General features: G+C 56.5%; 15 protein-coding genes. 12 read left to right on the top strand and 3 right to left on the bottom strand.

The window, feature by feature from the left end; all coding sequences use genetic code 11:
- Positions 1 to 117: 117 nt before the first annotated feature.
- The 12 genes from ACTZWX_RS13415 to ACTZWX_RS13360 all read left to right on the top strand — a co-directional run bounded on the left by ACTZWX_RS13415 (position 118) and on the right by ACTZWX_RS13360 (position 10,505).
- Positions 118 to 1,668: a 2-isopropylmalate synthase gene (locus ACTZWX_RS13415; protein ID WP_444714346.1), complete on the top strand. Its 1,551-nt coding sequence runs from the start codon at positions 118 to 120 to the stop codon at positions 1,666 to 1,668.
- Positions 1,669 to 1,710: 42 nt separating this feature from the next.
- Positions 1,711 to 2,520 carry a hypothetical protein gene (locus tag ACTZWX_RS13410; protein ID WP_444714345.1) on the top strand — a complete coding sequence of 270 codons (810 nt, stop codon included), beginning with the start codon at positions 1,711 to 1,713 and terminating at the stop codon, positions 2,518 to 2,520.
- A complete protein-coding gene (gene rimI, locus ACTZWX_RS13405; protein ID WP_444714344.1) occupies positions 2,520 to 2,999 on the top strand; it encodes a ribosomal protein S18-alanine N-acetyltransferase in 480 nt (159 codons plus the stop codon). Before ACTZWX_RS13410 ends, rimI begins: the two co-directional genes overlap by 1 nt.
- Positions 3,000 to 3,060: 61 nt before the next feature.
- Positions 3,061 to 4,641 (top strand): peptide chain release factor 3, encoded by a 1,581-nt coding sequence (gene prfC, locus ACTZWX_RS13400; RefSeq protein ID WP_444714343.1) that lies wholly within the window; start codon positions 3,061 to 3,063, stop codon positions 4,639 to 4,641.
- 19 nt (positions 4,642 to 4,660) lie between these two features.
- Positions 4,661 to 5,428: a TatD family hydrolase gene (locus ACTZWX_RS13395; protein WP_444714342.1), complete on the top strand. Its 768-nt coding sequence runs from the start codon at positions 4,661 to 4,663 to the stop codon at positions 5,426 to 5,428.
- Between the two features lie 219 nt (positions 5,429 to 5,647).
- Complete coding sequence (rplM, locus tag ACTZWX_RS13390) at positions 5,648 to 6,076, top strand: 50S ribosomal protein L13 (protein WP_022988664.1); 429 nt, start codon at positions 5,648 to 5,650, stop codon at positions 6,074 to 6,076.
- 12 nt (positions 6,077 to 6,088) lie between these two features.
- Entirely contained in the window at positions 6,089 to 6,481 is a 393-nt protein-coding gene (rpsI, locus tag ACTZWX_RS13385; RefSeq protein ID WP_058092410.1) for a 30S ribosomal protein S9, read from the top strand.
- 237 nt (positions 6,482 to 6,718) lie between these two features.
- Positions 6,719 to 7,315, top strand: a complete 597-nt coding sequence (petA, locus tag ACTZWX_RS13380) for a ubiquinol-cytochrome c reductase iron-sulfur subunit (protein WP_138435404.1) — start codon at positions 6,719 to 6,721, stop codon at positions 7,313 to 7,315.
- Entirely contained in the window at positions 7,315 to 8,547 is a 1,233-nt protein-coding gene (locus ACTZWX_RS13375) for a cytochrome b (protein ID WP_444714341.1), read from the top strand. Before petA ends, ACTZWX_RS13375 begins: the two co-directional genes overlap by 1 nt.
- Positions 8,547 to 9,302, top strand: a complete 756-nt coding sequence (locus ACTZWX_RS13370) for a cytochrome c1 (RefSeq protein ID WP_444714340.1) — start codon at positions 8,547 to 8,549, stop codon at positions 9,300 to 9,302. Before ACTZWX_RS13375 ends, ACTZWX_RS13370 begins: the two co-directional genes overlap by 1 nt.
- A 105-nt stretch (positions 9,303 to 9,407) precedes the next feature.
- Entirely contained in the window at positions 9,408 to 10,037 is a 630-nt protein-coding gene (locus ACTZWX_RS13365; RefSeq protein ID WP_319636207.1) for a glutathione S-transferase N-terminal domain-containing protein, read from the top strand.
- Positions 10,038 to 10,094: 57 nt separating this feature from the next.
- Positions 10,095 to 10,505 carry a ClpXP protease specificity-enhancing factor gene (locus tag ACTZWX_RS13360; RefSeq protein ID WP_444714350.1) on the top strand — a complete coding sequence of 137 codons (411 nt, stop codon included), beginning with the start codon at positions 10,095 to 10,097 and terminating at the stop codon, positions 10,503 to 10,505.
- 28 nt (positions 10,506 to 10,533) lie between these two features.
- On the opposite strand, the gene ACTZWX_RS13355 is transcribed toward ACTZWX_RS13360, so the two are convergent.
- The 3 genes from ACTZWX_RS13355 to ACTZWX_RS13345 are packed head-to-tail and all read right to left on the bottom strand — an operon-like array spanning position 10,534 to position 13,385.
- Positions 10,534 to 11,124: a D-sedoheptulose-7-phosphate isomerase gene (locus ACTZWX_RS13355; RefSeq protein WP_058091019.1), complete on the bottom strand. Its 591-nt coding sequence runs from the start codon at positions 11,122 to 11,124 to the stop codon at positions 10,534 to 10,536.
- An 8-nt stretch (positions 11,125 to 11,132) separates the two neighbouring features.
- The gene (locus ACTZWX_RS13350; RefSeq protein ID WP_444714339.1) at positions 11,133 to 11,498 is read right to left on the bottom strand and encodes a YraN family protein; all 366 of its coding nucleotides are present in this window, start codon (positions 11,496 to 11,498) and stop codon (positions 11,133 to 11,135) included.
- A gap of 12 nt (positions 11,499 to 11,510) precedes the next feature.
- Positions 11,511 to 13,385, bottom strand: coding sequence for a penicillin-binding protein activator (locus ACTZWX_RS13345; protein WP_444714338.1), 1,875 nt, complete (start codon positions 13,383 to 13,385; stop codon positions 11,511 to 11,513).
- Between the last annotated feature and the right edge of the window lie 79 nt (positions 13,386 to 13,464).

The following is a 13,464-nucleotide window of genomic DNA, read 5'->3' as shown; positions in this document are numbered from 1 at the left end:
GGCTCTTAATTCCAAAAGCCCCAGCATCCTTGATGTTGGGGCTTTTTTATTTGTGCTTCGGGAGAAGTGATATACTCCCTACCATTATCCGAACCAAGTTTTGATGGGAGCCTTCCAATGGCCGCAACTGATCACCTTGTCATTTTTGACACTACTCTTCGTGATGGCGAACAGAGCCCTGGCGCCACCATGAACAAGAACGAGAAGCTGCGTATTGCCAAGGTGCTCGAGAAGCTGCGCGTGGATGTGATAGAGGCCGGCTTCGCGATTGCCAGCCAGGGCGACTTCGATGCGGTCAAAGCCATTGCAGAAACCATCAAGGACTCCACGGTCTGCAGTCTTGCGCGTGCTCTGGACAAGGATATTGATCGTGCGGCGGAGGCCATCCGCCCAGCGGCCAGCGGCCGCATCCATACCTTTATTGCCACCTCGCCAATCCATATGAAGCATAAGCTTCAGATGGAGCCGGACCAGGTGGTGGAGCAGGCGGTTCGGGCGGTAAAGCGCGCTCGAAGCCATACTGATGACGTTGAGTTCTCCTGCGAAGACGCCGGTCGTTCGGAGCTGGATTTCCTGTGCCGAATTATCGAAGCTGCGATTGATGCCGGCGCCCGAACCATTAATATTCCAGACACTGTCGGTTATGCAATCCCCGAGCAATTCGCTGAAACAATCCGACAGCTATTGAAGCGTATCCCCAACGCTGACAAAGCCATTTTCTCCGTCCATTGTCATAATGATCTGGGACTGGCTGTGGCTAACTCTCTTGCTGCGGTTACCAGTGGTGCCCGCCAGGTGGAGTGCACTATTAACGGTCTGGGTGAGCGTGCCGGTAATGCTTCTCTGGAAGAAATCGTGATGGCTGTGCGTACCCGCCAGGATCTTTTCAATATTGATACTCGAATCGATACCCAGCACATCGTGCCGGCATCCAGGCTTGTGTCGACCATTACCGGTTTTCCGGTACAGCCGAATAAGGCCATTGTGGGCGCCAATGCCTTTGCCCATGAATCCGGCATCCATCAGGATGGCGTACTCAAGCACCGGGAAACCTATGAGATTATGCGCGCCCAGGACGTGGGCTGGCATACCAACAGCCTGGTTCTGGGTAAGCATTCTGGTCGTAACGCCTTCCGCACCCGGTTGCTGGAACTGGGCATTCAGTTCGATACCGAGTCTGAGCTCAATGGGGCCTTTACCCGTTTCAAGGCTCTGGCTGATCTGAAGCATGAAATTTTTGATGAAGACCTCCAGGCCATAGCCAGCGACACGCGTCAGAAAGACGAGGAGGGGCGTTATGGTCTCGTCTGCATGCAGGTCTGCTCGGAAACCGGTGTTGTGCCCAAGGCTCATCTGACCCTGACCATGGATGGCAAAGAACACTCGGTTGAGGCCGAGGGCAGTGGTCCGGTGGATGCAACGTTCAAGGCAATTGAGTCGTTGGTTGATTCAGGCTGTAATCTCCAGCTGTATTCCGTGAATAATATAACCAGTGGCACCGATGCCCAGGGCGAAGTGACCGTGCGCCTTGAGCGTGGCGGGCGCATCGTCAATGGCGTTGGCTCTGATACTGATATCATCATCGCATCAGCAAAGGCCTATATCGAGGCGTTGAACCTGATTGCGAGGGGCGGTATTCGTCAGCACCCTCAGGTGGCCGATGTCTGATCGTGAAGTTATGTGGCATTTGTCCCCGGTCAGAGGCATGACGTGATTCGGACAGAGGCGGAAAGGCAATTCTATCTTGGGGCCGCTGGCATTCATCTGTGGTATGCCCGCGCACCGCTGCCTGGCGCAGCGCCGAGCCCGGAGTATGATTTCGGTGTTGCCGAAGTCGAGTCAGCCCCGGTCGTCGTTGATGCGCCGACAACCAAGCGTGCCGTGCCCGCTCGCCCTGCCGTTGATCCCGCCAATAAAGACCGTCTGGCGCAACTCAAGAATTTGATGGAGACCGGCGCTGGTAAGCCAGATAAAGCAGCGCCGGTGGCCGAGGTTGAGTCGCGACTTGTGGATTCCGTCGAGCCAGACCCGGCCGCAGAACTGTTGGGTCAAAACGTGCCCGAGGCCAGCCCACGGGTTGCGTCGATCCAAGATATCGCTCGGCTGTGTCTGCAGTTCTGGGTGGGAGATAGAGTTACTTTGCTTGCCAATCTCTCCGAGGAAGCCAGTTTCAGCATGCAGGATTCACTGGCTCGCAACATTCTTCGCAGCCTCGGTGAGCAGACCCTGGACATGTCAGACGTCATTCGCTGGCCACTGTTCAATAATGTGAGGGTTTCGCTCAACAGTGATGCAGATCTGACGGGCTTGCTGCGCCAATCGCTGGTCCCTGCCAGTGGCAAGTCTGTCATAGCGCTTGGCTTTGGCGCCGGAGCCGGTGAGGTGCCTACTATCCTTTCCGACGTTATGGGTCGCAGACCGGAAGTGGTGTTTGACGCCTCCCTTGCTGGCCTGGCAAGTAACCCGGTACTGAAACGAGAGTTATGGCAAAAGATTCGCTCCCTGAGCGCGAAGGGTTAATGTCGACACGGGTCCTTCGCCAGGTTCAGAATCAGGACCTGACGGTTCGAAACCTCGTGGAATCCGATCTGCCCCGAGTGATGGAACTGGAGTGCCTGGGGTATTCTCACCCTTGGCCGATGTCTGTGTTCCAGGACTGTTTTAAACCGCAATATCGACTGTGGGCGCTGATGCAAGGCGATGAGTTGGTCGGTTATGCCGTAGTCAACTATATGGTTGATGAGGCTCACCTGCTGAATGTCTGCGTGCATCCTGCCCTGCGGGGTCACGGAGTAGGCCGTTACTTGTTGCGCTACGCCGTGGCTGAATCGATCCGGGACGGAATGGTACAGATGATTCTGGAAGTCCGGCAAAGCAACGAAGCGGCTGCTTCGCTGTATGCCAGCGAGGGATTTGAGGAAATTGGCCGCAGGCCCGGCTACTATCCGGATACCACTGGACGAGAAGATGCCCGCGTAATGGTCTATCGGTTCACCTGAACCCACGCTACCCCTTATAATAGTCCGTTTTTCACTCAACCCAATCAGGTTTCCGTTGTTTATGTCTAACCTATCCCAGGAAGTGGCCAAGCGCCGCACCTTTGCGATTATCTCGCACCCGGATGCCGGTAAAACCACCATTACCGAGAAAGTACTGCTCTTCGGTCAGGCGCTTCAGAAAGCCGGAACGGTCCAGGGCAAGAAGTCCGGCCAGCACGCAAAGTCTGACTGGATGGAAATGGAAAAAGAGCGGGGTATTTCGGTCACTACCTCAGTGATGCAGTTTCCTTACGGTGGCAAGCTGGTCAACCTGCTGGATACCCCAGGTCACGAAGACTTCTCTGAGGATACCTATCGGACCCTGACGGCGGTTGATTCATGCCTGATGGTTATCGACAGCGCCAAGGGCGTTGAGGAACGTACCATCAAGCTGATGGAAGTTACCCGCCTGCGTGATACGCCAATCATCACCTTCATGAACAAACTGGATCGCGACACCCGGGACCCGATCGAGTTAATGGATGAAGTGGAAGATGTTCTCAAAATTGCCTGCGCCCCCATCACCTGGCCGATTGGCATGGGCAAGAGTTTCAAGGGTGTCTACCACTTGTATCGGGATGAGGTGATCCTCTATCAGACTGGCCAGGGCCACACCATTCAGGAAAAGCGGGTTGTCAGAGGCCTGGATAACCCCGAACTCGATGAAGCGATTGGCGGCTATGCCGCTGACCTGCGCGACGAAATTGAATTGGTTAAGGGTGCGTCTCATGAGTTTGATCATGAGGCATTCCTTGCCGGGCAACTAACCCCGGTGTTCTTTGGTACCGCACTCGGTAATTTCGGTGTGGACCATATGCTGGATGGCCTGGTTGACTGGGCACCTGCGCCTCAGGGGCGGGAAACGGGTGTGCGCAAGGTCGAACCGGCGGAAGATACCTTTTCCGGTTTCGTATTCAAGATCCAGGCAAACATGGACCCACAGCATCGTGACCGGGTCGCGTTCCTGCGTATCGTTTCAGGTCGCTATAATCAGGGTATGAAGGCGCGCCATGTGCGGATTGGTAAAGAGGTGAGGTTCTCCGATGCCCTGACGTTCATGGCGGGTGATCGTGAGCATGCCGAAGAAGCCTATGCCGGGGATATCATTGGCCTGCATAACCACGGCACCATCCAGTTGGGTGATACCTTCACCGCAGGCGACGACATGAAGTTCACCGGTATTCCCAACTTCGCACCGGAGTTGTTTCGTCGTATCCGGCTCAAGGACCCTCTCAAGGCCAAGCAGCTGCAGAAGGGGCTGATTCAGCTCTCGGAAGAGGGTGCTGTCCAGGTGTTCCGGCCGATGAAGAACAACGATCTGATCGTGGGTGCGGTAGGTGTGCTGCAGTTTGATGTGGTGGTGAGCCGTCTCAAGAGTGAATACAAGGTCGAGGCTGTTTATGAGCCGATCAACGTCGCCACAGCGCGTTGGGTGAGTTGCAGTGATGATCGCAAGCTGGATGAATTCCAGCGCAAGAACCAGGACAACTTGGCGCTCGATGGCAGTGACCGCCTGGCCTATATTGCCCCAACGATGGTTAACCTGAATCTGGCTCAGGAACGTTATCCTGATATCCAGTTCCATAAAACCCGGGAACACTAACCAGCCACCGGAGGATTCCATGCAGCTGGTCGATGCCCATTGTCATTTCGATTTCCCCGAATTTGACGGGGTTCGCGATCAGATTCTGGATACGGCCAGGGCTCGGGGTGTGGAGGCACTGGTGGTTCCGGGGGTACGCAGGGTGGATTGGGATCGGGTTGAGGCGCTGGCGTCCCCGGCGCGCGGGCTCTGGTATTGTCTTGGCATTCATCCCTGGTTCGTTGGCGAGCACAGCGAGCAGGACCTGGTGGTTCTGGAAGCTCGGCTTTCGGCCCGGCTCGAGGGCTGCGTGGGGCTTGGTGAGTGTGGTCTTGATGCCCATCACAGCGATCTCGCTGCACAATTGCCGTGGTTCCAGGCGCAGATCGACATCGCGGCCAAGCTGGCCTTGCCTCTGGTCATTCATTCGGTGCGCAGCCATGATCAGGTGCATGGCCTGCTGCGATCGTCCGGGTGGTCCGGCAGGGCCCTGGTTCACGGGTTTTCCGGCAGCTACCAGCAAGCCAGGAAACTGGTAGATCTGGGCTGCTTTATCGGTGTGGGTGGTGTGATTACCCACGAACGGGCCCGTAAAACCCGCGATGCCATTGCGCGGTTGCCCCTGGAGGCGCTGGTGCTTGAGACCGACGCGCCGGACATGTCGCCGGCCGGTGTGGCCAAGGGGCAGAATTCCCCGGTTTACCTGCTGAATGTTGTGCAAGCGCTGGCGGAGCTTCGGGGCGGGCCGGTCGAGGCAGTCGCAGAAACCCTGTATGACAACGTCCAACGGCTATACGGTTGGCGCTGAGTTCAGGGGAGAATAGGGGATTGACGAAACACCTTGAGGCAGGGTTGGCTTTCCTTGCGGCTTCGAGTATACTTCGCGCCCTGGCTTTTCAAGGCGATGTCACTATCTCAGCCCCGAATGGTGGCGACGTCAAAATACAGGTATGAACTTCCTCCGGATGCCTTGCATTTACCGGTGGTGGTTTTTAACGTTTCTTATATAGCGTTCAAGGCGGAATCAATGAAGACTCTGAGTGCGAAACCAGAAACAGTAAAACGTGACTGGTACGTTGTAGACGCAGCCGGCAAGACGCTGGGTCGTCTGTCAACCGAAATCGCCCTTCGTCTGCGGGGCAAGCATAAGCCTGAGTATACCCCTCACGTGGACACTGGCGACTACATCATTGTTATCAATGCCAGCCAGGTGAAGGTTACCGGCAAAAAGGCATCAGCAAAAATGTATTACAGCCATACCGGCTTTCCGGGTGGAATCAAATCCATCAACTTCGAGAAGCTGGTTGACAAGGCTCCCGAGCAAATCATTCAGAAGGCCGTAAAAGGCATGCTTCCGAAGGGCCCGCTCGGCCGCGCCATGTTCAAGAAGCTGAAAGTGTACGCAGGCGCTGAGCATGCTCATGCCGCCCAGCAGCCCAAAGAACTCGACATCTAACGGAAGGCGAATATGTCTGTAGCACAAAATTACGGTACTGGTCGCCGCAAATCATCCACGGCTCGCGTCTTTATCAAGCCGGGTAGCGGTAACATCTCCATTAACGGTCGCACCATCGAAGATTTCTTCGGTCGTGAAACTCTCCGCATGATCGTTCGTCAGCCGCTGGTTGTTGCTGAGTCTGCTGATCGCTTCGACATCACCATCACGGTAAAAGGTGGTGGTATCAGCGGCCAGGCCGGCGCCATTCGCCACGGCCTGACTCGTGCGCTGATGGAATACGACGAAACTCTGCGCCCTGCGCTGCGTAAAGCGGGTTATGTTACCCGTGACGCTCGTAAGGTTGAGCGTAAGAAGGTTGGTCTGCGCAAGGCGCGTAAGCGTCCTCAGTACTCCAAGCGTTAATCGGCACTACTGTCGATGGAAAAACCCGATCCTATGGTCGGGTTTTTTTGTGTCTTGCGGGTGGCCAGAATTTTGACCTGACGCAGGGATAGGCTCTCGGGTGAGCCTTTCCGGCTTGTAAGCGAGGGGTAATTTCATTACCATTTCAGCGCTTATATTTTTGGGTTGTGAAGTCCTTTTCGAAGCGCAGTGCCGGTTTTTCCGCGTCTGTGCCTCGCCTGATGGGAGAAAACCATAATGAGTAATGGCGACGTGAACCAAGGTCGACGCCGGTTTCTGATCGGCGCAACGTCCGTGGTGGGTGGTGTCGGCGTCGTCGGTGCAGCGGTTCCTTTCGTGGCGTCCTGGAATCCCAGTGCGAAAGCGGAAGCGGCCGGTGCGCCGGTAACCGTAAGTGTCGACAAAATCGAGCCGGGTCAGCAAATTACCGTCGAGTGGCGGGGTAAGCCGGTTTGGATTATCCGGCGTACCGAGGAGATGCTTGAGAACATTGAGCAATTGTCTCCGAGAATGAAAGACCCGGAATCTGAAACGGCGAGTCAGCAGCCGGCTTATATCTCTGGTGCACAGCGTTCCCTCAAGCCGGAGTTCATTGTTCTTGTGGGTATCTGTACCCATCTGGGCTGTGTCCCGAGCTACCGCCCGGAAGTGGCGCCTGCCGACCTGGGTAGTGAATGGTTGGGTGGATTGTTCTGTCCCTGCCATGGCTCACGATTCGACTTGTCCGGTCGTGTGTTCGCCAATCAGCCGGCTCCGCTGAACCTTGAGGTTCCGCCGTATCGGTTTGATGACGATGCGACCATGACCATTGGTCTTGATCCGGAGGCAGCGTAATGCAAAAGCTTATTAACTGGGTAGACGAGCGTCTGCCGATTGTCGATGCTTGGAACAAGCATGTAGGTAAGTATTACGCTCCGAAGAACTTCAACATGTGGTATTTCTTCGGTTCGCTTGCCATGCTGGTGTTGGTGAACCAGCTGGTCACCGGTATCTGGCTGACCATGAGCTACAACCCATCTGCAGAAGGCGCCTTTGCTTCTGTGGAATACATTATGCGCGATGTGGAGTGGGGCTGGCTGTTGCGCTACCTGCACTCTACCGGTGCCTCTGCGTTCTTCGTGGTGGTCTACCTGCATATGTTCCGAGGCCTGATGTACGGCTCGTACCAGAGGCCGCGTGAGTTGATCTGGATCTTCGGCATGTTGATCTACCTGGTGCTGATGGCTGAAGCTTTCATGGGCTACCTGTTGCCCTGGGGTCAGATGTCTTACTGGGGTGCCCAGGTTATTGTTAACCTGTTTGGTGCTATCCCGGTGATCGGTGAAGATCTGTCTCTGTGGATTCGTGGCGACTACCTGATTTCAGGTATTACCCTGAACCGCTTCTTCGCCCTGCACGTGGTTGCATTGCCGATCGTACTGTTGGGCCTGGTTGTCCTGCACATTCTTGCTCTGCACGAAGTGGGTTCCAACAACCCTGACGGCATTGATATCAAGAAGAACAAGGATGAAAACGGTATTCCCAAAGACGGCATTCCGTTCCATCCATACTACACCGTGCACGACCTGCTGGGTGTGGCGGTGTTCTTCTTCATCTTCTTCATCGTCGTGTTCTACTTCCCGGAAATGGGTGGTCTGTTCCTGGAGAGGCCGAACTTCGAGCCGGCTAACAGCCTGAAGACGCCAGAGCACATTGCGCCGGTGTGGTATTTCACCCCGTTCTACGCGATGCTTCGTGCGGTGACCGTCGACCTGTTCGGTCTGGACGCCAAGTTCTGGGGCGTGGTTGTGATGGGGGCGGCAATTGCCATCCTGTTCGTGCTGCCATGGCTCGACAAGAGCCCGGTACGGTCTATCCGCTACAAGGGTTGGATGAGCAAGGTTGCCCTGGCAATCTTCGTGGTGAGCTTTGTTGTGCTGGGTTATCTGGGTATTGTTCCGGCAACTGAGGGCCGCACGATTGTCGCTCAGATCCTGACGGTGCTGTACTTCCTGTACTTCATTCTCATGCCGTTCTATACGCGCATGGAAAAAACCAAACCAGTACCAGAGAGGGTGACAGGATAATGAGAAAGCTGATTTTTGGTCTTTTCATCGCGATCCTGCCGGCCCTCGGGCTGGCGGCGGGCCCCTCAGGTCCTCTGGATACCATGAAGCCGGATCACACCAACAAGGAGTCCTTGCAGCGGGGCGTGGCTCTGTTCACTAACTATTGCATGGGCTGTCACTCCATGGAGTACGCTCGTTACAAGCGGGTGTCTGACGACCTGGAGATTCCCGCCGAGCTTTACGAGGAGAACCTGATCTTCACCGGCGCCAAGATTGGCGAACTGATGCAGATCTCCATGGGTAAGGACATGGCCGCAGGCTGGTTCGGTGCTCCACCACCTGACCTGACTCTGGTTACCCGTGTGCGTGGTGAATCCTGGGTTTACTCCTACCTTCGTGGCTTCTACAAGGACGATTCCCGTCCGCTGGGGGTAAACAACGTGGTGTTCGAAAACGTTGGTATGCCGCATGTGATGGTAGAGATGCAGGGGCTGTGTGCTGTGGAGCCGCGTATTGGCGTTGGCGCTTCGGTAGAGCCGCTCAGTGGCAACATCAACAATGCCGATGTGTGCCCGGAGTATGCGATTGAAGGCAGTATGTCAGCAGCAGACTTCGACCGCGCCATGTGGGACTTGACCAACTTCATGTCCTACATGGGGGATCCGGTGAAGGTCGAGCGTGAGCGTCTGGGGATTTTCGTGCTGATCTTTGTGGCGATCTTCTTCATCTTTGCGTACCTGCTTAACCGCGAGTACTGGAAAGACGTGCACTAAGATTTAGGGTATAATCCCGTATCCTGAATTCCAGCGGGTCGGTAAGGTCCGCTGGAATTTTGCGTTTGTGGATTGTTTCGATTTTTAGAATCGTGAGGTAGCTATATGGGCGTTGTGACCAAGCGGTCATCAATGACGTTTTTCTCGGATCCGGCCAGTCATTACAGCCACCGTGTTCGCATTGTTTTGGCTGAAAAGGGTGTAACCGTTGATATCGTAGACGTGGATCCGGACAACCCGCCTGGAGAATTGGCGGATCTGAATCCGTATAACGCCCTGCCTACTCTGGTGGATCGGGATCTCGTTCTGTACGAGCCCAACATCATGATGGAGTACCTGGACGAACGTTTCCCGCACCCGCCATTGTTGCCGGTATACCCGGTCGCGCGGGCCAACAGTCGCCTGATGATTCACCGTATTCAGAAAGACTGGTGTGGCCTGGTTGATCAGGTTCTGGCGCAACCAACCGGCAAAGCGGCAGATACGGCTCGTAAAGAGCTGAAAGAGAGTCTGCTGGCAACAGCGCCTCTGTTTGCGGAAATGCCGTTCTTCCTGTCAGAAGAGTTCACTATCGTGGATTGCTGCATTGCGCCGATTCTCTGGCGCCTGCCGGCGCTGGGCATTGATCTGAGTGACAAGCAGGCCAAGCCTATTCAGAAATACATGGACAGCATCTTTGCCCGGGAAGGTTTCAAGGCAAGCCTTTCAGACCTGGAAGAAGACATCCGAAGCTGATCGGCAAGCCCGCATGGCGGGGCAGGAGTGGTTGCAGTGCCTGATATGAGTGTCACTATGACGTCTAGCCGTCCATACCTGGTGCGATCCCTGAATGAGTGGATTCTGGATAACGACTGTACTCCCTACATCGTCGTCGATGCTGGTGTACAGGGTGTTCAGGTGCCGACAGAGCACGTCGCCAATGGTCAGATTGTTTTGAATATCAGTCCCGGTGCCGTGCGGGGGCTGGTGATCGGCAATGGCGCGCTTGAGTTCAGTGCCCGCTTTGGCGGGGTGCCCATGCAGGTGTTTATCCCGTTGCAGGCCGTCATGGCCATCTACGCCAAGGAAAATGGTGAGGGGATGGTGTTCGGCAGCGAGCCGGGCTCACCGGACCCCGATGGTGGAGCGGATGGAAATGCGCCGGCTGACAGGCGTTCCGATGAGCGCCCGAGTGGACGACCAACTCTGAAAGTGGTGAAGTAACAAAAAGCCGGCGAAAGCCGGCTTTTTGTTATCCGCCAAACAGTTTGTGGTCAACCAGGTCGCACAGGGTGTTGATGATCAGAAGCATCAACGGGGTGGCTTCATGGGGTGCCAGATCATTCAGTGCAATTTCATGGTCTTCCGGGTGCATTAGCGAGGTGATGTCTGACTTTTCCCGGGCGCTCAGCACGACCACCTGCATCTCCCGGTCGTGGGCGGCCTGGATCGCCTGGATGAGGTTGGCCTTGTGGCCGTCATCGACAATGACAAACAGCAGGTCACCGGGTTTGCCGATGGCGCGAACCTGTCGGGAGAAGGTGTCGTTGAACCGGTTATCCCTGCATATGGCCGAATAGGTGGTGGCATCCGCACCGAGGTTGATGGCGGGCAGTGCCGGCCGGTCCTGCTCGAAGCGATTCAGCAATGCGGTGCAGAAATACTGGGCCAGGATATTGGCGTTGCCATTGGCGCAGGCGATAAGTTTGCCGTCCTGCAGCAGGGTATTCACAAAGGCGTCTGCCACATCCTCGATATCCGGCCCAGCGGTGCTGGCTGCCTGGGCAGTCTGTTCCATGTGGTTGGCAAACCACTGGTTAATCTTTTGTGCGGTGTCGGTCATTGGTTCGGTTATTCTGACTGGATTGCATTTTTGATCCATTGTACCCGGTATTTGCGCACCGTACCCGGCATGATCGCGACGACGTCAATTCTGGAGGCGATGTTCCACAAACCATGCCTGTGCAGGTAATAAGAGGCAGCCCGGAGCAGTCGTCGCTGCTTGCCATACGTTATGGAGCCTGCTGGATCGACCAGGCTGCCATCGCCGCGATAGCGAACCTCGAAGAACACCAGGGTATCGCCGTCCCGGCCAATCAGGTCAAGTTCTCCGCCCCGGTTGTAGACGTTCTGCTCCAGAATGGTAATACCGTTTTGCGCCAGATAGCGGGCGGCCACCCCTTCGTAATGACTTCCAATGGCGCGTTTGCCTTCCATGGCTTATGTCCTCTACAGGCGCTGGCTATCACCTTGCTCAGTTTCACGAGCGCCTTCCCGGGAGGTAGCCTCGTTGAGTTCCGGGGCCAGTACCGGGCGCCCGTTCTGGAACTGAGCCCAAAGTTGATGGCGGTGGATGGCGCCGTCCGGGGTCATGGTGAGGGTGCCGGTCTGACCATCAATGGCGGCACCTTCCACCTGCCGCAGCAGCGGCAGCCGTTTGCTCAACTGCCAGGCGTCGGCCCCCATGGCAAATAGCCGGCCCAGTTGGCCGCGTGTGCCGCTGAGATTCTGCTCGGCCTGGGTGCGCAGTGGGTTGTCCTCGGCCAGGACCCAGGGGATGTCGGTAAACGTCACCCGGTTCAGGTCGCGATCGCGCCCCGGGTCGGGTGTGCCCTCGTAGACAATGGACGGCGCATATACCGGCAGGTCGCCAGAGAAGTAAAATGCAAACAGCGGATTGAACTGGCGTGCCACGTTGGGTTGCGCAACCAGTACAATGGCCTCGGCATCCTGGCGACGACGAGGCTCGAATTCGACGTTTTGGCCAATGGTCCTTTCTACTTGAATGGCCCGCTGCCGGGACGTGGTGACCCCCAGTAGATCGGCGGTGACTGACCGGAAGTTGTCTTCCGGGAAGAACCGTTCAATATCGAGCACGGTGCCTTTGTGGGTGGCCATGCGTTGCAGCAATGCCTGTTCCACGCGATCACCCCATTCCCCCCTAGGAATGAGCGCCAGGATCCGGCGGAGCGACTGTGCTGCCAGCTGGTCTGCAATCTGCCGGGCTTCGTCTTCGGCTGATAGGCCGAACTGGTAAAGCCCGTCGGGCACACGGCTGTCCGCCGGCAGGTAATTCAGCCCGAGCACTGGCACGGCAAGTGTGTTTCTCGAACTCAGGCCTGCAAGTGCGTCTTTCTCGAGGGGGCCAACAACCAGGTCAATGTTCTGGCCAGTCAGTTCTTCATACAGTGCCGTAAAAGGTTTGCTGGAGGTGTCGACGATGCGGATATCGGTTTTGCTGCGGTCCGCGCTGTCATCACTGAAATAGGCAGCGAGGAAGCCGTCCCGGATTGCGCGCCCGGCACTTGCCAGAGAGCCCTGCAGGGGAAGTGCCAGTACAATGCGTTCCGGCCGGCTGGTGGCCAGCTCCGACAGCAGGCGAAGGTCTGCGGGCAGGATCTGTGCCGCGGGGTGCCCTGGCCAGTTATTCTGCCAGGCCCTGATCAGGCGCCCCTGTTCATCCAGGCCGACGTCGCGGGCGCGCAAGGTGGTGGCAAGCTCCAGCCAGCCCTGTTCTTCGAAGCCGATGGCTGTTTCTGAAGCCTCATTCAGCGCTTGCCCGGGAATTGTCCTGAGGTATTGCCAGATCTGGTTGTGGGTGTCCTGTGGGTCGCTTTGGGTGTCAGTCTGGCTGAGCAGCATCAGCGTGAGCGCGGCGGGCAGCTGGTCATCATTAAGGGCGAATGTCTCAGCCTGCAGTTGCGCGGCTTTTGCCATGATGTCTGACGGGTAGCCGAGGAAGTGGTCTGGCGACAGATTGCCGACCAGTTCATTCGCCCAGTCGCTGTCTTGCAGTTCGACGGCGCTGGCCATAGAAAGAAGTAACTTCTGGCCGGTTAGCTGGCTGTCGATAGTGTCCAGCTGCTGGTTGCGAAGAACCCGGCGTGCCGCCCTGTGGTTGCCCTGATCCTGGAAGTTGCTGGCCATCCGCAGCAGGTAACGCTGTGCTGTTGTGGGGTCTCGTTCACTGGCAGCAAGTTCGAGTGCACGCTCTGGTGTGTCTGCAACCTGGCTGTCCAGGTTGACGGTGGCGCAACCCGCAGTCAGAAGGGTGACCAGGGTGACCAGGGCAAAAAGTGTTCGATGGCTGCGGTATTTAGTCATGGCAGGCTCGGAGTCTCCGGATCATTAGGCTTGTGGTGCCGCTTTATTGGTGGCAAGTTTACCAGCTCCCGGCCCATTT

The organism is Marinobacter sp. NSM (genome assembly GCF_052380025.1).
GTDB lineage: Bacteria > Pseudomonadota > Gammaproteobacteria > Pseudomonadales > Oleiphilaceae > Marinobacter.
Note: the sequence above shows the minus strand (reverse complement) of the source record. Positions and strands in the feature narration are given on the sequence as shown.